The sequence below is a fragment of the Burkholderia sp. MSMB617WGS genome, from assembly GCF_001532025.2.
Taxonomy (GTDB): domain Bacteria; phylum Pseudomonadota; class Gammaproteobacteria; order Burkholderiales; family Burkholderiaceae; genus Burkholderia; species Burkholderia savannae.
The window spans coordinates 1,036,118-1,057,084 of sequence record NZ_CP013458.1 but is presented as its reverse complement, the minus strand read 5'-3'; the positions used below and the strand labels follow the sequence as shown (position 1 = coordinate 1,057,084).

Annotated in this window: 21 protein-coding genes; 7 read left to right on the top strand and 14 right to left on the bottom strand. The window is 68.8% G+C overall.

Annotated elements, in window-relative coordinates; translation table 11 throughout:
- Nucleotides 1-201 precede the first annotated feature (201 nt).
- The 3 genes from WT60_RS25160 to WT60_RS25150 are packed head-to-tail and all read right to left on the bottom strand — an operon-like array spanning nucleotide 202 to nucleotide 4,322.
- A complete protein-coding gene (locus tag WT60_RS25160) occupies nucleotides 202-1,680 on the bottom strand; it encodes a PAS domain-containing protein (protein ID WP_060355954.1) in 1,479 nt (492 codons plus the stop codon).
- A complete protein-coding gene (locus WT60_RS25155; RefSeq protein ID WP_038752859.1) occupies nucleotides 1,677-2,129 on the bottom strand; it encodes a response regulator in 453 nt (150 codons plus the stop codon). Before WT60_RS25155 ends, WT60_RS25160 begins: the two co-directional genes overlap by 4 nt.
- 36 nt (nucleotides 2,130-2,165) lie before the next feature.
- Nucleotides 2,166-4,322, bottom strand: a complete 2,157-nt coding sequence (locus WT60_RS25150; RefSeq protein WP_038752861.1) for a PAS domain S-box protein — start codon at nucleotides 4,320-4,322, stop codon at nucleotides 2,166-2,168.
- Here WT60_RS25150 and WT60_RS34725 point away from each other — a divergent pair.
- A complete protein-coding gene (locus tag WT60_RS34725; RefSeq protein ID WP_162483271.1) occupies nucleotides 4,225-4,596 on the top strand; it encodes a hypothetical protein in 372 nt (123 codons plus the stop codon). The two genes, WT60_RS25150 and WT60_RS34725, sit on opposite strands and share 98 nt — an antisense overlap.
- A gap of 154 nt (nucleotides 4,597-4,750) precedes the next feature.
- On the opposite strand, the gene WT60_RS25140 is transcribed toward WT60_RS34725, so the two are convergent.
- Both WT60_RS25140 and WT60_RS25135 read right to left on the bottom strand, forming a co-directional pair.
- Nucleotides 4,751-5,236: an OsmC family protein gene (locus WT60_RS25140; RefSeq protein ID WP_059583874.1), complete on the bottom strand. Its 486-nt coding sequence runs from the start codon at nucleotides 5,234-5,236 to the stop codon at nucleotides 4,751-4,753.
- 38 nt (nucleotides 5,237-5,274) lie between these two features.
- Nucleotides 5,275-6,207, bottom strand: a complete 933-nt coding sequence (locus WT60_RS25135) for a 2-hydroxyacid dehydrogenase (RefSeq protein WP_038752867.1) — start codon at nucleotides 6,205-6,207, stop codon at nucleotides 5,275-5,277.
- Nucleotides 6,208-6,835: 628 nt separating this feature from the next.
- On the opposite strand from WT60_RS25135, the gene WT60_RS25125 reads away from it, so the two are divergent.
- Both WT60_RS25125 and WT60_RS25120 read left to right on the top strand, forming a co-directional pair.
- Nucleotides 6,836-7,534 carry an HAD-IA family hydrolase gene (locus tag WT60_RS25125; RefSeq protein ID WP_038752869.1) on the top strand — a complete coding sequence of 233 codons (699 nt, stop codon included), beginning with the start codon at nucleotides 6,836-6,838 and terminating at the stop codon, nucleotides 7,532-7,534.
- 63 nt (nucleotides 7,535-7,597) lie between these two features.
- Complete coding sequence (locus WT60_RS25120; protein ID WP_038752871.1) at nucleotides 7,598-7,948, top strand: cupin domain-containing protein; 351 nt, start codon at nucleotides 7,598-7,600, stop codon at nucleotides 7,946-7,948.
- Nucleotides 7,949-7,976: 28 nt separating this feature from the next.
- On the opposite strand, the gene WT60_RS25115 is transcribed toward WT60_RS25120, so the two are convergent.
- Nucleotides 7,977-8,237 (bottom strand): hypothetical protein, encoded by a 261-nt coding sequence (locus WT60_RS25115; protein WP_038752873.1) that lies wholly within the window; start codon nucleotides 8,235-8,237, stop codon nucleotides 7,977-7,979.
- Between the two features lie 283 nt (nucleotides 8,238-8,520).
- On the opposite strand from WT60_RS25115, the gene WT60_RS25105 reads away from it, so the two are divergent.
- Nucleotides 8,521-8,988 carry a DUF3761 domain-containing protein gene (locus WT60_RS25105; RefSeq protein ID WP_060355955.1) on the top strand — a complete coding sequence of 156 codons (468 nt, stop codon included), beginning with the start codon at nucleotides 8,521-8,523 and terminating at the stop codon, nucleotides 8,986-8,988.
- A 290-nt stretch (nucleotides 8,989-9,278) separates the two neighbouring features.
- On the opposite strand, the gene WT60_RS25095 is transcribed toward WT60_RS25105, so the two are convergent.
- The 6 genes from WT60_RS25095 to WT60_RS25070 form a co-directional block, all read right to left on the bottom strand.
- The gene (locus WT60_RS25095) at nucleotides 9,279-9,737 is read right to left on the bottom strand and encodes a dihydroneopterin aldolase (protein WP_060355957.1); all 459 of its coding nucleotides are present in this window, start codon (nucleotides 9,735-9,737) and stop codon (nucleotides 9,279-9,281) included.
- Nucleotides 9,737-10,372 (bottom strand): sarcosine oxidase subunit gamma, encoded by a 636-nt coding sequence (locus tag WT60_RS25090; protein WP_038752880.1) that lies wholly within the window; start codon nucleotides 10,370-10,372, stop codon nucleotides 9,737-9,739. Before WT60_RS25090 ends, WT60_RS25095 begins: the two co-directional genes overlap by 1 nt.
- On the bottom strand, nucleotides 10,362-13,370 hold the full coding sequence (locus WT60_RS25085) for a sarcosine oxidase subunit alpha family protein (protein WP_060355958.1): 3,009 nt from the start codon (nucleotides 13,368-13,370) through the stop codon (nucleotides 10,362-10,364). The genes WT60_RS25090 and WT60_RS25085 overlap by 11 nt, the downstream gene beginning before the upstream one ends.
- On the bottom strand, nucleotides 13,367-13,660 hold the full coding sequence (locus tag WT60_RS25080; RefSeq protein WP_038752884.1) for a sarcosine oxidase subunit delta: 294 nt from the start codon (nucleotides 13,658-13,660) through the stop codon (nucleotides 13,367-13,369). Before WT60_RS25080 ends, WT60_RS25085 begins: the two co-directional genes overlap by 4 nt.
- Before the next feature lie 177 nt (nucleotides 13,661-13,837).
- On the bottom strand, nucleotides 13,838-15,082 hold the full coding sequence (locus WT60_RS25075) for a sarcosine oxidase subunit beta family protein (RefSeq protein WP_038752886.1): 1,245 nt from the start codon (nucleotides 15,080-15,082) through the stop codon (nucleotides 13,838-13,840).
- Nucleotides 15,083-15,098: 16 nt separating this feature from the next.
- Nucleotides 15,099-16,484, bottom strand: a complete 1,386-nt coding sequence (locus tag WT60_RS25070; protein ID WP_038752888.1) for an L-serine ammonia-lyase — start codon at nucleotides 16,482-16,484, stop codon at nucleotides 15,099-15,101.
- Nucleotides 16,485-16,773: 289 nt separating this feature from the next.
- On the opposite strand from WT60_RS25070, the gene WT60_RS25065 reads away from it, so the two are divergent.
- Nucleotides 16,774-17,883, top strand: coding sequence for a GlxA family transcriptional regulator (locus WT60_RS25065; protein ID WP_060355959.1), 1,110 nt, complete (start codon nucleotides 16,774-16,776; stop codon nucleotides 17,881-17,883).
- Nucleotides 17,884-17,974: 91 nt separating this feature from the next.
- Here the strand turns inward: WT60_RS25065 and WT60_RS25055 are convergent, their stop codons facing one another.
- Nucleotides 17,975-18,238, bottom strand: coding sequence for a hypothetical protein (locus WT60_RS25055; RefSeq protein ID WP_038752890.1), 264 nt, complete (start codon nucleotides 18,236-18,238; stop codon nucleotides 17,975-17,977).
- A 251-nt stretch (nucleotides 18,239-18,489) separates the two neighbouring features.
- Entirely contained in the window at nucleotides 18,490-19,194 is a 705-nt protein-coding gene (locus WT60_RS25050) for a YceH family protein (RefSeq protein WP_038752892.1), read from the bottom strand.
- Between WT60_RS25050 and WT60_RS33955 the strand changes: the two genes are divergently transcribed.
- Complete coding sequence (locus WT60_RS33955) at nucleotides 19,184-19,615, top strand: hypothetical protein (RefSeq protein WP_145986869.1); 432 nt, start codon at nucleotides 19,184-19,186, stop codon at nucleotides 19,613-19,615. The two genes, WT60_RS25050 and WT60_RS33955, sit on opposite strands and share 11 nt — an antisense overlap.
- Nucleotides 19,612-20,799 (top strand): hypothetical protein, encoded by a 1,188-nt coding sequence (locus WT60_RS25045; protein WP_082759391.1) that lies wholly within the window; start codon nucleotides 19,612-19,614, stop codon nucleotides 20,797-20,799. Before WT60_RS33955 ends, WT60_RS25045 begins: the two co-directional genes overlap by 4 nt.
- Nucleotides 20,800-20,967 lie beyond the last annotated feature (168 nt).

Sequence of the window (20,967 nt, the reverse complement as noted above, 5' to 3'; positions counted from 1 at the left end):
CCGCGCGCGCGGCAAGCCAAAGACACTTCGTTCAGGGCTGCTACGCGGGCATCATGCGCCAGCCTGCAGGTCGCGCCGTCCGGCAACGCAAAAAAAGCGGCGACATCGTCGACGGGAAACCGCGCGTCGACGCGCTCCATGTCCGCAGCGCGACGCACTGCGCCACGCGATGCGCTTGATGAACGCGAGAAACGCCGCCGCTCAGCCCGGATCGGCCGCCTCGATCACCGCCAGCGGCAGCGTGGCCGTCAACGCGAATCCACGGCCGGGCGCTGTATCGATCCGGATTTCGCCGCCGAGCCGCGCGGCGCGCTCGCGCATGCCGAGCAGACCGAGGGAATGACGATTGGGACGCGTTTCGCGAGCCGTGCCGTGGCCGTTGTCGGCGATCCGCACGATGCAGTGCGGCTCGTCGCGCACGATGTCGAGCTCGACTTCGGTCGCTTCCGAATGTCGCGCGACGTTGGTGAGCGCCTCCTGAACGATGCGGAACACCTCGGTCGCGCTGTCGCGACTGAACGCGATGTCGTCGGCCTCGATGCGGCTCACCACCCGGATGCGATACCGCACGCCGAACTCGTGTGTCAGCCATTCGATCGCCGGAGTCAGCCCGAGATCGTCCAGCATCACGGGGCGCAGGTCCGCCGCGATCCGCCGCACCGAATCCAGCAGTTGGCTGATCAACGCATACACGTTCGGCAAGCGGCTCGCGCGCGACGACCAGCCCGCGTCCGTCAACTCGCCCTCGACCTGAGTGACCGCCATCTTCAGCGCCGTCAGCTGCTGCCCGAGATCGTCGTGCAATTCCCGCGCAATGCGCGTTTTCTCTTCCTCGCGAATGCCCTGGATATGCGCCGACAGGCGTTGCAGCTCCTCGCGCGACACACGCAGCGCGTCTTCGTCGCGCTTGCGGTCGGTGACGTCCATGATCCAGCCGACCATCCGATACGGCTCGCCCGCGCCGTTCCACAACGCCTGCCCGCGCGACTGAATCCATCGGAAATCGCCGCAGCGCGTGCGCACCCGGTATTCGACGTCGTACGTGTCGCGATGCTCGAGGTGCGCCTTCAGCGCGTCGGTCACGCGCTTCAGGTCGGCGGCGTGAATCGCGTCGCGGTGCCCCGTAATCTCGTCGGGCAGTTCGTGGTCGTCGTAGCCCATGATCTTCTTGAAGTGCGGCGACACGTACATCGCGCCCGTCTGCGGATTCCAGTCCCACAGCCCGGCGCTGGCGCCGCTGACCGCGAGCTGAAACCGCTCCTCGCTCGCCGACAGCGCCGCGGCGACACGGTGCCGCTCCATCGCATAGCGTATCGCCCGGCTCAGCAGCGACGTCTCGACCCGCTTCTTGAGCAGATAGTCCTGCGCGCCCTCCTGTATGGCCTGCAGCCCGACCGACAGATCGTCGAGGCCCGTCAGCACGAGCACGGGAACGTCGGGCACCTGCCGGTGAAATTGGCGGAACGTGTCGAGCCCATGCGCGTCGGGCAAGCCGAGATCGAGCAGGACGACGTCGTAATGCATGCGCTTCGCGGACGCGAGCGCCGTCGACAGCAGCTCGGCGCTCGACACGCGCGGCTCGAAATCGGTCACGTCGGTCAGCGCTTCGCCGATCAGCAGCGCATCGGTCTCGCTGTCCTCCACCAGCAGGATGTCGACGTTTCTGGACGATGCGTTCATGGCTTCGCGGGCGGCAGTGTGACCACGCCGAGCCAGAACTCGTTGATGCTGTGCACGACGTCCGTGAATTTGCCGAAATCGACGGGCTTGCTGATGTAGCAGTTCGCATGCAGTCCGTACGATCTCGCGATGTCCTCTTCCGATTTCGACGTCGTCAGGATCACGACCGGAATCGTGCTGAGCCGCGGATCGCGCTTCAGTTCCTGAAGAACCTCGCGGCCGCTCATTTTCGGCAAATTGAGATCGAGAATGATGAGGCCCGGCCGTCGCGCCGACGCGTAGCGCCCCTCGCGCCTCAGGTACGCCATCGCCTCGACGCCGTCCTCGACGACCTGCAGCGGATTGAGCACCTTGTAGTAGTCGAGCGCCTCCTTCGTCATCATCACGTCGGTCGGAGAGTCCTCGACCAGCAGGATCTCGACGAGATTTCCTCCGTCATCGGCCATCATCGCTCACCTCCTTCGGATTGCGCGTTTCATCGCGTTTCATCGACGTCCCGTTTCATCCGCGGCCGGCCGCGACAGCGTGAACGAAAACGTCGTTCCCTGCCCCGGCGCGGACTCGACCCAGATGCGGCCGCCATGGTGTTCGACGATGCGCTTGCAAAGCGCGAGCCCGAGCCCCGTTCCCGGATATTCGCGCCGCGTATGCAGGCGCTGGAAGATCAGGAAGATGCGCTCGAAATACTGAGGATCGATTCCGATGCCGTTGTCGCTGATCCGGAACGCCCACGCGTCGTCGCGCGTTTCCGACGCCAGATGGATATGCGCGGTGCGATCCTTGCGGCGGAACTTGATCGCGTTTCCGAGCAGATTCTGGAACAGAAGGACGACCTGCGCGGGGATGCCGTGGACGACCGGCAGCCGGTCGTGACTGATGCGCGCGCCGGCGTCGCGGACGGCGGCGCTCAGGTTCCGGAGCGCCTCGTCGAGCGCGCGCTCGCAGTCGACGGACTGGCGCGCGTCCTCCAGGCGCCCGACGCGCGAATAGCTCAGCAGGTCGTCGATGAGCGCCTGCATTCGGGTCGCGCCGTCGACCGCGTGGCCGATGAACTCGTCGGCCCGCGCGTCGAGTTGCCCCTGATATCGGCGCTGCAGCAACTGCAACGGCCCCGCGACCGCGCGCAACGGCTCCTGGAGATCGTGTGACGCCACGTACGCAAACTGTTCGAGATCCTGATTCGAGCGCGCGAGCTCCTCGCTTCGGCGGCGCAGCTCGAGCTCCGAGCGCTTGCGCTCGGTGATGTCGGCGATCGAGCTGAGCACGAACGTGCCTTCCGACGTCGTGATCGGGTTGAGCCCGATTTCGACCGGGAACTCGGCGCCGTCGCGCCGCAGGCCGTACAGGTCGCGCCCGGCGCCCATCGGCCGCGCGCCCGGCTTGCCGAAGAATGCGCTCCGATGGGCGGCATGCCCGGAACGAAAACGCTCCGGCACCAGCATGTCGACGTTCTGTCCGATCATGTCGTCGCGCACGTAGCCGAACAATCTTTCGGCTTGCGAATTGACGAGCACGATCCGGCCTTCGCGCCCCACCATGATCATCGCGTTCGGCGCGGCCTCGACGGCGAGCCGGAATCGCTCCTCGGCCCGCTCACGCTCCGACACGTCGCGCACGACGAGCACCGCGCCGATCAGCCTGCCGTTCGCGTCGAAAGTGGGCGCGGCATTGCCGTCGACCGGCAGCTCGCCGCCGTTGCGGCCGACGAGCCGCGCGTGAGCCGGCAGGGTCGCGGTGCGTTGCCGCTCGACCGCGACGCGCGCCGGATTGTCGATCGCGCGTCGCGCCGATGCGTGCCGGAAGGTCAGCGCCTCGGCGATCGGCCGGCCGACGACGGCGTCGCCGGCGAGCGCGGTCATCTCCTCGGCGGCCCGGTTGAAGAACGTGACGCGGCCGTCGACGTCGGTCGCCACGACGCCGTCGCCGATGCTCGCGAGCGTGACGTGAAGCAATTCCCGCTGCTCGAAGAGATCGTCGGCCGCGCTCGCCTCGACGAGCAGCAGGCGGCGCATCATGTAGCCGAACGACAGGCACACCGCGAGCGTCAGCAGGCCGGACGCGAGCCCCACCGCGATGGCGACGTCGCGTGTCGTTCTCGCGCGCTCGCGCAGGGCGACCAATCGTTGCTCGACGCTCGCCTCCATGTCGTTGGCGAGCGCGCGCGCCTGATCCATGAAGATCTTGCCGGAATCGTTCGAAACGACCGCGCGCGCCGCATCGAAACCCACGGTCTTGCGAAGCGCGATCGTCGAGGCGAGCTCATCCTGCTTCTTGTCGAGCAGCGTGTGCAGCGCGGCGAGCCGCTGCCGCTGGACCGCTTCGTCCTGCACGAGCGGCGCGAGGAAATCGAACTGCTTGCGAATGTCGGGCAGCGCCGCTTCGTAAGGCTGCAGGTATTCCGGCTTGCCGGTGATGATGTATCCGCGCTGCCCGGTTTCCATGTCGCGGGCGAGCGACAGCAGCCGTTCGAGCCCCGAAATCACTTCGTTGGCGCGGTGGACGTCCGCCTCGCTGTCGAACAGGTTCGTCGTGCCGAGCGCGCCGATGCCCGCCGTCAACAGCAGCAGCACGGCGGCGCTCCACAAGCCGAGGTCGATCCAGCGCGACGCTTTTTCCCCCAATCGCCTGATGCCCGAGGCCATCTCGACTCCCCCGAGGTGTCGTTGCCAGAAAGCCGTTCATAAGCTCGATCGCAGAATGCGGCCGCAGGCCGAGCTTGCTGCACCGCGCCGCCGCGTTCCGGAGCGCTCCGAAGCGTTCCGGGCGCGAGCGGCGGCGCGCCGCCCGTCGCGCGGGCGGAAGCAGTCTGTCGTGGCCGCCGCGTTCGCCGATGCCGGCCGCGGCGCACCGCCCGCCCGGATGAAGACGCCGGCGGCGTCGACCATGCCGGCGCGCGCCGGCGCGGCAGGCAAATGATGTCTGGAGATTAGGCGACAGACACAACGGCCGCAACCTTCGGCGGTGCGGATGCGCCGTTCGGCGGGCGGCGGCGAGCCGTGCCGCGCGGCGTCGCCGCCCGCCGTTGCGCCGCCCGGGAGGCCGCGGCAACGTCGCCGAAACCGCGCGCCGCTCAGCGCGCGTGCTCGTGCGCCCAGCTCCCCTCGACGCCGATCTCGCTCTTCACCGAGTTCGCGAGATAGCACGCTTCATGCGCCGCGTGGTGCAGCGCGTCGACGTCCTCGCGCGTCGGCGCCCGCTCGCCGCCGAACGTCACATGCGGCTTCAACACGATGCGCGTCATCACTTCCTTGCCGTCGGCGTTCTTTTCCATCGTGCCTTCGGCCACGTCGCGATAGCCCGTGACGACGAATTTCCTCTGCGCGGCGAGCGACAGGAACCACAGCATGTGGCAGCTCGACAGCGCCGCGACGAACGCCTCTTCCGGATCGACCGCCGCCGGATCGGAAAACGGCACGCGCACCACGTGCGGCGAGCTCGACGCCGGCACGCGAACGCCGCCGTCGAAGCGCCATTCGTGCTTGCGGCTGTAGCGATTGTCGGTGAACGCTTCGCTTTCCTGCTTCTGCCACGTCACTTCGGCCGTGTAGGTCGACATCGTTTCTCCTTGTGTGTTCGTGCCGGGACGGTCGTTCGTCAGATCGGCGTCAGCACCGGCCGCCCCGAGAAATGGCGCGCCGCGTTCTCGAGGAACTGCCGCACCGAGCGGTCGAGCGCCTCCGGCGACCAGCCGCCCATGTGCGGCGTCAGCACGACGTTGTCGAGCGCCGTCAGCGCGCGCGGCGGCTCCGGCTCCCCTTCGTAGACGTCGAGCCCCGCACCCGCGACGCGGCCTTCGCGCAATGCGTCGGCGAGCGCCGCCGTGTCGACGACGCTGCCGCGCGACACGTTGACGAGAAACCCGTGCTCGCCGAGCGCATCGAGGATGCGCGCGTCGATCAGATGCCGCGTCGCCGCGCCGCCCGGCGTCGCGACGACCAGAAAATCCGCCCAGCGAGCGAGCGCGTCGAGCGCCGCGAAATAGCGGAATGCGGCGCCTTCGCGCGGCTTGCGGTTGTGGTAGCCGATCTCGAGATCGAAGCCCGCCGCGCGGCGGGCGATCTTCTCGCCGATGTTGCCGAGCCCGACGATTCCGAGCCGCTTGCCGCAGACGTTCGGCGGCATCGGCAGCGCGTCGCGCCACACGCCCGCGCGGCACGCCGCATCGAGCTTCGCGACCTCGCGCACCGCCGCGAGCAGCAGCGCGAACGCGTGATCGGCGACGCAGTCGTCGTTCGTGCCCGCGCCGTTGACGACGACGATCCCGCGCGAGCGCGCGTCGGCCACCGCGACGTTTTCGTAACCGGCGCCCAGCGCGCCGACGAACTCGAGGTTCGGCAGGCGCGCGATCTCGTCGGCAAGCAGGCCGGCCGTGCCGTTCGTCAGCACGGCCCGCACGGCGGCGCCGCGCTCGGCGATCGCGTCGCGACGCTCGTCGGGCGTGGGGGCGTAGATGATGTCGAAGGCGTCGGCGACTTGCGCGCGCGCGTGGTCGCGCAGCGGGATCAGCACGAGAAGCTGGGGCTTCATGGCGGGCTTCAGCAGAGGAAAGTTGACGCAAGTGTAACAATGGAGCGCGCCGTGACGGCGGGAAGCCCTATTCGGCAAGCGGGCTCGACCGGCCCGAACGGATGCGCGGCCGGCGCGGATCAGCGGCATCGTGCGTCACGGGTTGCGGGTTGCGGGTTGCGGGTTGCGGGTTGCGGGTTGCGGGTTGCGGGTTGCGGGTCGCGGGTCGTGGATCGTGGATCGTGGGTTGCAGGTCGCGGGTTGAGGGTCGCAGGTCGCAGGTCGCAGGTCGCAGGTCGCAGGTCGCAGCGCCGATTTTCCGTCACACTGCTCCGCCGACGCGACGAAACCTTCCGCTCGGCACATTTCCCCGGTCGCGCTCCGCAATTCGGCATTCGCTGCGGTCCGGCCCGGCCATTTCAGCATCGCCGCGACGGGGTCAGCGCTTAAGCTGATCGCACGTCGAACGATGTCCGGCGCGACATGCGGCAAGCCCGCCGCCACGCGCGAATCCGCGAATCCGTGATACGCGATACGCGATGCGGGCCGCGTCGCCATCGCCGGCATCGGACGTCGGCGCGCGCGGTGCGATCGCCGCGCCGGCCACGTCACGCTTCCCATCGTCCCGAACCAGCGAGCACCATCCACCATGAGCCTCACCCGATTCAGAGTCCTGACCTTCGACGTCGTCGGCACGTTGATCGATTTCGAGCGCGGCATGCTCGACTACGTGCGCGACGTCGCGCCCGGCGCACGCGTCGCCGACGAGGATTTCCTGCGCGCCTACCGCGCCGCCCGCAAGCACGCGAACGCGACGTGGTATCCCGACGATCTCGTCCGCTGCTGGCACGCGGTCGCGCCCGCGCTCGGCCTGCCCGACGGCGACGCGGCCGCTCGCGGTTTTCGCGACTCGGTCGCGCGCTGGCCCGCGTTCGCCGATTCGGTCGACGCGCTGAAGCGGCTGCGCCGGCACTTCAAGCTGGTGACGATGACGAATGCGCAGCGATGGGCGCTCGAACATTTCGCGGCGACGCTCGATCATCCGTTCGATCTCGAGCTGAGCTGCGACGACGCGCTCTGCGAGAAGCCCGATCCGCGCTACTTCGCGTATGCGCGCGGCCGCTTCGAGGGCGCGTGGGGCTATCGGCAGGAGGACAACCTGCACGTCGCGCAGAGCCAGTATCACGACATCGGCGTGTCGATGCGGCTCGGCATCGCGACGTGCTGGATCGAGCGCCGGCACGCTCAGCAGGGCTCGGGCGGCACGATCGAATCCGAAATCACCCGCCCCGACTATCACTTCCGCTCGCTCGCCGAGCTCGCGGACGCGGTCGATGCCGGCCGCTGACCGGCGCGCCGCCGCGCAATCCTTTCAATTCCCCGTCGACACGAACCACACGGAATTCGCCAGATGCCCATCACCGTCATATCGCAATCGGCTCGCGCCGCCGGGCTCGACGATGCCGGCGCGGTCGCGCGCCCGCTCGGCGCGACCGTCGCGCGCACCCGCTGCCTCGATATTCCGCTCGAAGGCGCGGGCGACAATCAGACCGGGCTGTGGGAATGCTCGCCGGGCCGCTTCGAGCGGCAGCTCGCGAACGCCGAGGTGATGCACGTCCTGTCGGGCGTCTGCACGTTCACGCCGGCGGGCGGCGAGCCGGTGGAGATCCGCGCGGGCGACACGCTGTTCTTTCCGGCCGATACCGCCGGCGTCTGGGAAATCAGCGAGACGCTGCGCAAGGTCTATGTCGTGATGGCCTGAGCGCCGACGCGCGCGGCCGCGCGCCGGATCACGCGTCCTCGGGCGGATGCGCTTCGAGCCACGCGACGATCTGCTGCTCGGCCTGCAGCGGCGTCACGGTTTCGCCCGTCGCCAGCACTTCGTATTTGAAAGGATCGGAGCCGTCGAGATTGTCCGGCTCCGGCTGCGCGATGGTCCAGCGCCAGTCGATCCGATCGGCGATCGGCGACGGCGCGCCCTCGATGCTGCATCGGCAGCCGTCGATCTCCGCGACAAATCCGGTGTGGGTCGGTTCAAAACTCGCAAACACGGCGACTCCCGTCGATGTACGGCCGCAGCGCGGCAGGGTGGCGAGTATCTCACGATCGCGCCGCCCGCCCTGTCGCGCGTGCGCCGGCCTGTTACACCCTGTCACGCATGGTTGCACTTTTGCCGGGCCGTTCGCGCGCTCGCGTGTCAACCGGGCGCGGAACCCGGGAGTTAATGTCGGTACTGGCGCATGCTTTTGCGTCAGGGCTGCGCGCGTGTCGCAACGTGCGCACACACGCTCACGCAAGTGGACGCGCGCCAACCCCACATCGTCAGGAGTAGAAATGAAAAAGACCGCCCTTCTCTCGGCACTCGCCGCCGGCCTGTGCATCTCGATCAGCAGCTTCGCGCAAGCTCCGGCAAGCGCGCCCGCCGGCACGACCGGCCTTTGCAAGGACGGCACGCTCTACTCCGGCGCGTCGAAGAAAGGCGCATGCTCGGGCCATAAGGGCTTGAAGACGTGGTACGGCGCATCGAAGGCCGCGGCGGCGAGCGGCGCATCGGCCGCGACGGCGCCGGCCGCCGCGGCGTCGGCTCCGGCCGCCGCCTCGGGCACGCCGGGCGCGACCGCCGCGACGAAGAGCGCGGCGAGCGCCGGCGCGCCCGGTCAGGTGTGGGTGAACACCGACACGAACGTGTACCACTGCGCGACCGACAAGTACTACGGCAAGACCAAGCACGGCGAATACCTGTCGGAAGCGGCCGCGAAAGCGAAGGGCTTCCACGCGTCGCACGGCAAGGCCTGCTCGTGATGCACGGCCCGGCGAGGCCGGCGCGCGTGCGCAGCGCGCGCCGGCCTCGCCGGGCGCATCGGGCGCATCGGGCGCATCGGGCGCATCGGGCGCATCGGGCGCATCGGGCGCATCGGGCGCATCGGGCGCATCGGGCGCACAACGCAGCGTGGCGCGCATTGCACGTCACGACGACGATGCGCGCGACATGCGCGATGACGAAGCGGCGCGATGACGGCGCTGCGCTGCCACGCCGCCACGACACCACGAAGCCGCGCGAAGCGACAACCCGGCCGCGCGCGCCGGTTCGCTCAGCCGCGCGCGGCTGCCTCGCGCGCGGCCGCGCGCCACGCCGCATGGTCCGCGCGCGTCCAGTCTAGCTCGACGCCGACCCGCTTCGTCCCCGGCCGGATCTTCGGCTTGTGCAGCGCGAGCGTCAGCGCGTCGAGCGCCGGCCATTCGTCGAACGACAGCACGGCGATCTCGAGCGCGAGCGTCTCGAGCAACCGCGTGTGCGGCTTGTGCGCGAGGAACGACGCGATCCGCGCGCAATACGCGTCGTAGTCGATCCAGCCGTCGCCGCTCGCCTCCGACGGCTCGCGGCGATAGGCCAGCCGCGCGTCGAGCACGACGGGCTGCGGCGCCGCGTGCTCGTGCGGATGAATGCCGATGCGCGCCGGCACCTTCAGCGCGTCGACGAACACGCTCCAGCCGCGCCCGCGCGCGCACGCCAGATCGAGCGTCGCGAACGGCGCCTCGACGGGTTTCATCAGGCGAGCGGCGTCGCCGCGTCGAGCATGATGCGGCAGAAGTAATCGGCGAAACTGCGCCGCACGACGATGTCGAACGAATCGTCGCCGGTCGGCACGAGCGTGATCGACGCCTTGAAGTAATGGCTCTGCGCACACTGCCCGACGCCGAACGCGCGCGGATGCAGATCGAGCGGGCAGCCGCGCGCGAGCACGTCGCGCGCGCGCGCGCCGCTCACTTCGACGATCGTGTAGCCGCTGCCGACGTCGACGGCCGCCGCATAGAGCCCCTGCATCGCCTCCGCGAGCGTCGCGGCGAGCGCGCCCGCCGCGACCGCGCCGTTCGAGCGCACGAGCCATTCGTCGGGGCCGAGCCACAGCACGTCATAGTCGGCGCTGCGCGCGACCGTGTTCGGCTTCACGGGCGGCCGGCAGCCGACGGCCTGCTCGAACGCGCGCACGAAGGCGGGATCGCCCGGCTCGCCGCGCACGTTGACGAGGTCGAGGAACGGCCGTTCGCGGAACAGGAATTTCTTCGACGCGCGCGCGTCGTACGCCTTCAACGCGTCGCCCGCGCCGACGAACGGCGATTCGAGCCGCACGCCGCCCTGCGCGTGCGCCGCCGCCGAAGCCTCGTTTCTCGTTTCATTCCACATGCTGACGTACCCCTTCGGTGTCGTAGAAAACCGGGCTCGAGATCGTCGCGACCACGCGCCGGCCGTTGGCGAGCGAAACCGCGACGCGCTCGCCCATCCTGCTCAGGCCGCCCTTCACCACCGCGAGCGCGATCGAGCGCTTCAGAATCGGGCTGTAATAGCTCGACGTGACGTGGCCGAGCATCTCGATCGTGCCGTCGGCGCGCGCGGCCGCGTCTGCCTCGACGATCTGGCCGCCTTCCGGCAGCACGTACTGCGCGTCCTCGGTCAGCAGGCCGACGAACTGCTTGCGGCCGCTCTTCGCGGTATCGGCGCGCGTGAGCGAGCGGCGGCCGAGAAAATCCTTCGACTTCGCGACGAGCCCGCCCATCCCGAGATCGAACGGCGTGATCGATCCGTCGGTGTCCTGACCGACGATGATGTAACCCTTCTCCGCGCGCAGCACGTGCATCGTCTCGGTGCCGTACGGCGTGATGTCGAATTCCGCGCCCGCTTCCATCAGCGCTTCCCACACCGCGCGGCCCGCGTTCGCCGGCACGTTCACTTCGTACGCGAGCTCGCCCGAGAAGCTGATGCGCATCACGCGCGCCTTCGCGCCCGCGACTGTGCCGTCGCGATAGCTCATGAACGGGAACGCATCGTTCGCGAAATCGATGTCCTTGCACACCTTCTGCACGACCTTGCGGCTCTTCGGCCCGACCACCGCGAACGTCGCCCAGTGATCGGTGACGGACGCGAGCCGCACTTTCATGTCCGGCCATTCCGTCTGCAGCCAGCGTTCGAGCCACGTGAGCACGCGCGCCGCGCCGCCCGTCGTCGTCGTCATCATGAAATGCTGTTCGCCGAGACGCACGGTCACGCCGTCGTCGAACACCATGCCGTTCTCGTCGAGCATCAGCCCGTAGCGGCACTTGCCGACTTCGAGCTTGTTCCACGGGTTCGTGTACATCCAGTTCAGGAGCTTCACCGCGTCCGGCCCCTGGATGTCGATCTTGCCGAGCGTCGATGCGTCGAGCATGCCGACGCCGTTGCGCACCGCAAGGCATTCGCGCTTCACGGCGGCGTGCAGATCCTCGCCGCTCTTCGGGAAATACCACGGCCGCTTCCAGTTGCCGACGTCCTCAAACAGCGCGCCGTGCTCGACGTGCCATTCGTGGATGCAGGTCTTGCGTACCGGATCGAGGAAATCGCCGAGCTCGCGGCCCGCGAACGCGCCGAACGACACCGGCGTGTAGTTCGGGCGAAACGTCGTCGTGCCCGTCTCCGGAATCGACTTGCCGAGCGCCTGCGCGAGAATCGCCATCCCGTTGATGTTGCCGAGCTTGCCCTGATCGGTGCCGAAGCCCATCGCCGTGTAGCGCTTCACGTGCTCGACCGATTCGAAGCCTTCGCGCGCGGCGAGCAGGATGTCGGCCGCGCCGACGTCGTTCTGGAAATCGACGAACTGCTTCGGACCGCGAACCGCCGCGTCCGCGCCGCTCGCGAGCCATAACGGCAGCAGCGCGTCCTCCACAGCTTCGGCGACCTTCGGCACGGGCGGCCGCTCGGCGGCAAGACCCGTCGACCTCGCCGCGGCCACGCCCGCGTCGACCGCGAGCCGCAGCGCGCGCGACAACTCGAACTCGCCCGCCGCCGCGCCGACGCTCGCTTCCGCCTGCATCGGCTTGCCGGGCACGAAGCAGGTCTTGTCGTCGTTCCAGTGCGCCTTGCCGCCCGATTGCGCGAACAGGTGCAGCACCGGGCTGAAGCCGCCCGACATCGCGACGAGCTCGCACGGCAGCGTCGCGATCTTGCCGCCCGAGCGGCCATTCGCGTACGACGCGACGTCCACCGACGCGACGCGCAGCTTGCCCGCCGCGCTCGACACGACCGCGCCGCTCATCACGGCGATGCCGTTGCGCTTCGCGACCGCGGGCAACGCGCCGCGCGTCGACGAGCGCGCATCGACGACCGTCACTTTCGCGCCGCACGCCTTGAGATCGAGCGCGCACTGATAGCCGCGATCGTTGTTCGTCGCGACGACCGCGACGCGCCCCGGCAGCACGCCGTAGCGATGAATGTACGTCGACACGGCCGACGCGGTCATCACGCCCGGCAGGTCGTTGTTGCCGAACACGAGCGGCCGCTCGTGCGCGCCCGCGGCAAGGATCACGCGCTTCGCGCGCACCTTCCAGATCAGCTCGCGCGTGCCCTTGCGCATCGACACCGGAAGATGGTCGGTGAGCCGCTGCACGACGGTCACGAGGTTGTGATCCTGATAGCCGAACGCGGTGCTGCGCGCGAGGATCGTCACGTCGGGCAGCTTCGCGAGCTCCGCTTCGATCTTCTCGACCCATTGCAGCGCGGGCTTGCCGTCGATCTCCGCGCGGCTCGCGAGCAGGCTGCCGCCGAGCTCGCGCTGATCGTCGACGAGCATCACGCGCGCACCGTTCACGGCCGCCGCGTGCGCGGCCGCGAGCCCCGTCGGGCCGCCGCCGACGACGAGCACGTCGCAGTGCGCGTAGCGCTTGTCGTAGCGGTCGGCGTCGAGCGTATCGGGCGCCTTGCCGAGGCCCGCCGCTTCGCGGATCTTCTCTTCGTACTTCGGCCACAGGTTGCGCGGCCACATGAACGTCTTGTAGTAGAAGCCCGCCGGCAGGAAGCGCGAGAACTTCTGCATCACGGCCATCCGGTCGTGCTCGATGGACGGCTTCGCGTTCACGCTCGTCGCGACGAGCCCCTGGTACAGCTCGATCTCGGTCGCGCGCGCGTTCGGCACAGTGTACGCGCCGGTTTCGAGCTGCACGACGGCGTTCGGCTCGTCGACGCCCGCCGTCACGATCCCGCGCGGCCGGTGATACTTGAAGCTGCGCGCGACGAAGTGTACGCCGTTCGCGAGCAGCGCGGACGCGAGCGTGTCGCCCTGGAAGCCCTGATACGTGCGGCCGTTGAACGTGAAGGTGAGCGGCTGTGCGCGGTTGATGCGCCCGCCTGCGCCGAGTCGGTCTTTCTGGCTCATTTGCTCGTGTCCTCTGCTGCGTTGGCGGCGGCTGCGCCGAACGTTTCGTAGCCCTGAAACTCGTAAGTGACGGTATCGCGCTGCGCGACGAACCAGCGGCGGCAGCCCTGCGCATGCAGCCATTGCTCGCGGTGCGCGCCGCGCGGATTCTTGCGCATGAACAGGTAGTCGCCCCATTCGCGGTCGGACAGCTTGTCCGTGTCGAGCGGGCGCGCGATATCGGCTTCGCCGCCGCAACTGAATTCGGATTCGGCGCGCGGGCCGCACCACGGACATTCGATCAGCAACATGTTTCGTTCTCCTCTGTCGACCAGAGTTAGCGCTTTAGCGCTTACTCTGGTCCCATGCATCGCAGTCGACCAGAGTTGGCGCTTTAGCGCTTACCCCGATCCCATGCATCGCAGTCGACCAGAGTTAGCGCTTTAGCGCTTACTCTGGTCCCATGCACGTAGTGCGCGGTGGTTCGGTCAGTGCGCGACGGCGGCCGCGCCGTGCTCGTCGATCAGGTGGCCGTTGTAGAAGCGCTCGAGCGCGAACGGCGCATTGAGCGGATGCGGCTCGTCGCGCGCGATCGTGTGCGCGAACACCCAGCCCGAGCCCGGCGTCGCCTTGAAGCCGCCCGTGCCCCAGCCGCAGTTGAAGTACAGGCCCTTCACGTCAGTCTTGCTGATGATCGGGCACGCGTCCGGCGACACGTCGACGATACCGCCCCACTGGCGGTTCATCCGCACGCGAGAGAACACCGGGAACATCTCGACGATCGCCTGCAGCGTGCCTTCGATGATCTGGAAGCTGCCGCGCTGGCCGAAGCCCGCGTATTGATCGATGCCCGCGCCGATCACGAGATCGCCCTTGTCGGACTGGCTGATGTACGCATGCACCGCGTTCGACATCACGACCGTGTTCACGACGGGCTTGATCGGCTCCGACACGAGCGCCTGCAGCGGATGGCTTTCGAGCGGCAGCCGCACGCCGGCCATGTCGGCGAGCGTCGTCGTGTTGCCGGCCGCGACCACCGCGACCTTCTTCGCCTTGATGAAGCCCTTCACCGTGTCGACGCCGACCACCGCGCCGCCTTCGCGGCGGATGCCCGTCACCTGGCAGTTCTGGATGATGTCGACGCCCGCGCGGTCCGCGCCGCGCGCGAAGCCCCAGGCCACCGCGTCGTGCCGCGCGACGCCGCCGCGCCGCTGGATCGACGCGCCGAGCACCGGATAGCGGCTGTTCAGGTTGATCGTCGGCTCGATCTCCTTGATCTGCGCGGGCGTCAGGAACTCGGCATCGACGCCGTTCAGGCGGTTCGCGTTCACGCGCCGCTCGGTGTCGCGCACGTCCTGCAGCGTGTGCGCGAGGTTCATCACGCCGCGCTGGCTGAACATCACGTTGTAATTCAGGTCCTGCGCGAGCCCTTCCCACAGCTTCATCGCCTTCTCGTAGAGCGCGGCGGATTCGTCCCACAGGTAGTTCGAGCGCACGATCGTCGTGTTGCGCGCGGTGTTGCCGCCGCCGATCCAGCCCTTCTCGAGCACCGCGACGTTGGTCACGCCGTGCTCCTTCGCGAGGTAGTACGCGGTCGCGAGGCCGTGCCCGCCGCCGCCGACGATCACGACGTCGTACTCGCGCTTCGGCTCCGGGCTCTTCCACTGCTTTTCCCAGTTCTCGTGATACGACAGGCCGTTGCGAAACAGGCTGAATATCGAGTAGCGGCTCATGTTGATGGACCCTTCGTTAGCATTCGATGACGTTCACGGCGAGGCCGCCGCGCGACGTTTCCTTGTATTTCGTCTTCATGTCGGCGCCCGTCTCGCGCATCGTCTTGATGACGGAATCGAGCGACACGTAGTGCTGGCCGTCGCCCTTCAGCGCGATCCGCGACGCGTTGAGCGCCTTGATCGCGCCCATCGCGTTGCGCTCGATGCACGGAATCTGCACGAGGCCGCCGACGGGATCGCACGTCATCCCGAGGTTGTGCTCCATACCGATCTCGGCCGCGTTTTCGACCTGCCCGGGCGTGCCGCCCATCACCGCCGCGAGCGCGGCGGCGGCCATCGAGCACGCGACGCCGACCTCGCCCTGGCAGCCGACCTCCGCGCCGGAGATCGACGCGGTTTCCTTGTAGATGATCCCGATCGCCGCGGCGGTGAGCAGAAAATCGACGATGCCCTGCTCGTTCGAGCCCGGTACGAATTTCACGTAGTAATGGAGGACGGCCGGGATCACGCCCGCCGCGCCGTTCGTCGGCGCGGTGACGACGCGCCCGCCCGCCGCGTTCTCCTCGTTGACCGCCATCGCGTAGAGGTTCACCCAGTCGAGCATCGACAGCGGATCGCGCAGCGATTCCTCCGATCGATTGCGCAGCCGCGTGTGGAGCTCGGCCGCGCGGCGCTTCACGCGCATCGGGCCGGGCAGCTCGCCGTCGACCTTGCAGCCGCGCTCGACGCATGCGGCCATCGTCTTCCAGATCGCGACGAGGCCCGCGCGCACTTCGTCGGCGGGGCGCAGCGCGCATTCGTTGCGAAACGTGAGCTCGGCGATCGACAGGCCGCTCGCGCGGCACGCGCGCATCAGGTCGTCGCCGGTGCGGAACGGATGCGGCACGTCCGCCGCCGCGCGCACGCCGTTCACGCGGTCTCCGTCGCGATTGACGACGAAGCCGCCGCCCACCGAGTAATATTCCTTCTCGACGAGCAGCTGGCCGTGCTCGTCGAACGCCTGGAAACGCATGCCGTTCGGATGCACGACGCTCGTGCCGCTCATCAGCTTGCGGTAGAAGCCGATGTCCTCCTTCTCGTCGAAGCGGATGCCGCGCTTGCCGAGCAGCGCGAGCGACTTTTCCGCGCGAATCGCGTTCAAGCGGGGCTCGATCAGGTCGGGATCGATCGCGTCCGGCAGATGGCCCTCGAGGCCGAGCAGCACCGCCTTGTCGGTGCCGTGGCCCTTGCCCGTCGCGCCGAGCGAGCCGTACAGCCCGATCCGCACGCGGCGCACGAAGCCGAGCAGGTTCGCATCCTCGACGTGCGACGCGAACCGGCACGCGGCGATCATCGGCCCGACGGTGTGCGAGCTCGACGGACCGATGCCGATCTTGAACAGATCGAAAACGCTGACGTTCATCTGGCTGCCCTTGCGTAACGATGCTTGGTTGACGTTGGGCGTCAGTACATCAAAGCGTAAAATCCGCCGATAGAACAAAAACGGCATCGGCGTGGGACGCCGCCGCCAACCGCCGCGCGTGACAGGCATTCCGTGCGTTTCGGCGATGGTTCGCGGCGAAAAAACACAAGTCCCGCGCGGCCCGATCGGCGACGCTCGCAGTACGGTCTGCGCGGCTGCCCGGGCGTCGGGCGCCCGTAGACTGGAGACACGCCGGGCCGCGCCCCGGCCAACCGAAGATTTTGCAGACATGACCGCCGACGTACCCGCTTCGCCCGTTGCCGCCGATTCCGCCCAGCCGCGCCTGCGCTTCGCAATCGTGCTGCTGCCGAATTTCACGCTGACCGCGTTCTCGGGGTTCGTCGACATGCTGCGGCTGTCCGCCGACGACGGCGACCACAGCAAGCCCGTGCGCTGCTCGTGGACCGTGATCGGCGACACGCTCGCACCCGTGCGCGCGAGCTGCGGGATTCAGGTGACGCCGTGGCAGACGTTCGACGACGCCGACGCGTTCGACTACGTGGTCGTCGTGGGCGGCCTGCTGCATTCGGGGCCGCAGGCGGGGCCGCAGACGCTGCAGTTCGTCCGCCGCGCGGCGGCGGCGGGCGCGAACCTCGTCGGGATCTGCACGGGCGCGTTCGCGCTGATGCGCGCGGGCGTGCTCGACGGGCACCGCGTGTGCGTGAGCTGGTTCCATTATTGGGATTTCGTCGAGCGCTTCCCGAACGCCGATCCGGATCTGCTGATCGCCGATCGCCTGTTCGTGATCGACCGGCGGCGGATCACGTGCTCGGGCGGGCGCGCGTCGATCGACGTCGCCGCGGCGATCCTGCTGCGCCACTTCGATCACGCAACGGTGCAGAAGGCGCTCCGAATCCTGCTCGTCGGCGAGATGCAGAAGGGCAACGCGCCGCAGCCGCACCCGCCGGGGCTCGAGCCCGCGACGCATCCGAAGGTCAAGCGCGCGATCCTGCTGATGGAGCAGCATGTCGGGCGCGCGCTGCCGCTCGACGAGCTCGCGTGCAAGCTCGATCTGTCGACGCGGCAGCTCGAGCGGCTGTTCAAGGCGCAGACCGGCAGGAGCCCGCAGGCGTTCGCGAAGCAGGTGCGGCTGCGCACGGCCGCGTGGCTCCTGACGAGCTCGGACCGCACCGTCGCCGACATCGCATCGAGCTGCGGGTTCGCGGACGCGTCGCACCTCGGGCGCGAGTTCCGCAAGCAGTTCGGCGCGCCGCCCGCGGCTTACCGCGAGAAAGGCGGCGCGGCGGGCGGCGCGGGGGAGGCGGCGGCGATCGCGGGCGCGGCGGGCGATGCGCCGGCCGATCCGGACGCGGATTGGAACAGCGAATTGGGGGCATGACGCCGACGTCGCTAGCGCTGCCGATGCCGATGCCGATGCCGATGCCGATGCCGATGCTGATGCTGATGCCGATGCTGATGCCGATGCCGATTCAACCGGCAGCGGAACGCGCGCCGACGAACGCCCGCAGCCGCGCGTCGCGAATCTCCAGCACGTCGAACAATCCGAGCGCGCGCAGCGACGGTAGCGTGTCGAGCAAGTCGCGCTCGGCCTGCGCGTGCGCCTGCGCCGACGCGTGCGCGTCGCTCCAGACGCGCGCGTTGGCGAGAAACGCGGCGACCGTCCCTTTGCGAATCGATACGCCGTCGATCTCGACGCGGTTGACGTGATCGGGAAGGATGCCTTCTGCTTTCATCGCGGACTCCGGTGTGGTGGTGACGAAGCTCCACTGTAGATGGCCCGGCGCGGCGAGACTGCGGCATCAAAGCCAATCGATACGCCGTTTGCGCCATGGCGGGCGCCGGGATTCGCGCGGCGCATGCCGCTTCGGCGCACGCGTCGGCGTCGGCGTCGGGCGAGCAGGCCGCGCGGCATCGGACTCAGACGCGTCGAACAAGGCTGACGCCGGCGCGCATGCCGCAAGCCACGACCGCTCGCGCGCGAAGATCAGCCCCCGCGCGAAAACTTGCCGACGTCGATGCCGAGCTCGTTCGCCATGTGCTCGACGAACGCGCGCAGTTGCGCGAGCTCCGCCGTCAGCGCCTTCTGCTCGGCCTTCAGCGCTTCGAACTCCGACGGCGGCACCGCGTCGTCCTGCGCGCCGCGCGCGGGCGCTTCGTCCGGCGCGATGTCGCCGCACAGCAGATGCATCCACCGGCTCTCGCGCTCGCCCGGCGCGCGCGCGAGCTTGACGACGAGCGGCGGCGTGCGCGCGGCGAGCTCGTCGAGGAACGCCTCGACCGACGAGATGTCGGCGAAGCCGTGCAGGCGCGCGGTGTTCAGGCGCAGCTCCGCGCCCGTCTGCGGACCGCGCAGCAGCAGCATCGTCAGCAACGCGGCCGCCTGGCTCGGAATGCCGAGCACGCGGTTCATGTTGTGCTCGAAGCGCGGCACGCGGCTGCTGCTGCCCTCCGACGCGAGGCTCAGACGCTTCAGGCCGTCGATCGCCGTGAGCACCTCGGCCTCCGACACGTTCATCACCGGCGATCGGGCGGTCTTCTGATTGCAGCCGGCCGTCAGCGCGTTGAGCGACAGCGGATAGGTATCCGGAACCGTGTGCTGCTTCTCGATCAATACGCCGAGCACGCGCGCTTCGAGCGGCGTGAGGGCGCGAATGGCGGGGCGTTGGGATGCATCGGGAGTGGAATTCATAGTGACGTCGCTGCGGGCTGTGCTGGTGTTGAAACAGGATCAAACAGGATCTTTCGGCTGCAGGACGATCCCGGCAGGCGAACCGAATCAAATGATAGCCGGGCTCGACGCTTCGGGTAATACCCGCTTGCGCGCCGCGCGATCGCGACGAGGCGCGATCATGGCCGCCGCGGCGGCAGCCGCCCGCGAACGCGTTAAGCGGATACGTGGCTCGTCGGCCGCAACACAGCAATGCGGCGCCGCGCCCGGCACGCGCGCGCATCCGCTCGCATCGGCATGGAATAACGGCGCGACGCCGCACGTTTACGCCGAGCGGCCACGCGCGCGGCGTTTGGCCGCGGGGCGGCCGCGCGCCCGTCTCATTTGTGCCGTCCGGCAATCGGCTGCTGTTCGACGTTTCGAAAATGGAGTCAAGCCATGAAAGCTCTACGTCATGTTTCATCCCCCGACCCGCCCGCCCGCGTCACTCCCGCCGCCCGCTTGCGAACGCTCGCGCGCGCCCGTCGCGCGTGCCGCGCCGCCGCGCGCGGCCTGCGCAACGCCGTCTGCGGCGCCGGCATCGTCGCGCTATCGTCCGGCTTCGCGTGGGCGAGCGGCAACGAGACGATTCTTCCGCCATCGGCGATGACCGCGTCGACGGTCCCCGCGAACGGCGATCTCAATCCGTACGGCATCGCATTCGTGCCGAGCGGCGTGCCCTCATGGAGCACGCTGAAGCCGGGCGACGTCGTCGTCTCGAACTTCAACAACACAGCGAACCTGCAGGGCACCGGCACGACGATCGTGAAGCTCGTGCCGAACGGCGATCCCGTGGTCTTCTTCCAGGGCGGCAACGTCGGCCTCACCACCGCGCTCGCGGTGCTCCACAGCGGCTTCGTGCTCGTCGGCAACCTGCCGACGAAGGACGGCACGACGCTCGCGTCGTCCGGCTCGCTGCTCGTCGTCAATCCGCAAGGCACGCTCGTCAAGGAACTGACCAGCCCCGCGCTGCTCGACGGGCCGTGGGATCTCGCGGTGATCGACCGGGGGCAACGCATCACGGCGTTCGTGTCGAACGTGCTGAACGGCACGGTGGCGCGGCTCGACATGACGATCGGCGAGAACGGCGTCACGGTGCTGCCGAGCTCGCTCGTCATCGCGTCGGGCTATCTGCATCGAAGCGATCCGGCGACGCTCGTCGTCGGGCCGACGGGCCTCGCATACGATTCGACCCGCGACGTGCTGTACGTCGCGTCGACGGGCGACAACGCGGTGTTCGCGATTCACGGCGCCGCGTCGACGACGCGCAACAACGGCGTCGGGCGCATGATCTATTTCGACAACATGCACCTGCACGGCCCGCTCGCGCTGGCGCTCGCGCCGAACGGCCACCTCGTCACCGCGAACGGCGACGCCGTCAATGCCGATCCGAATCAGCCGAGCGAAATCGTCGAGTTCACGCCCGAGGGGCGCTTCATCGCGCAAATGCAGGTCGACTCGGTGCCGGGGGCGGCGTTCGGACTCGCGTTCGGGGCGAGCGGCGGCGGGCAGCCGCAATTCGCGGCCGTCGACGACAACACGAACACGGCGACCGTCTGGACGCTGCGTCAAGACAAAGGCAACTGATTCCGAAGGCTCGGCCGCAGCGGGCCGCCGGCGGCAAGGATTCGCGCCGGCGGCCCGGATCTCGCGGCGTCGGACGACGAACGCCGAATCCGGGCGATGCATCGCGGCCGAATCGGCCGCTTCCTTCCGGATGCGCGACGAACGGCGATGCGGAATTCGTCATGGCTC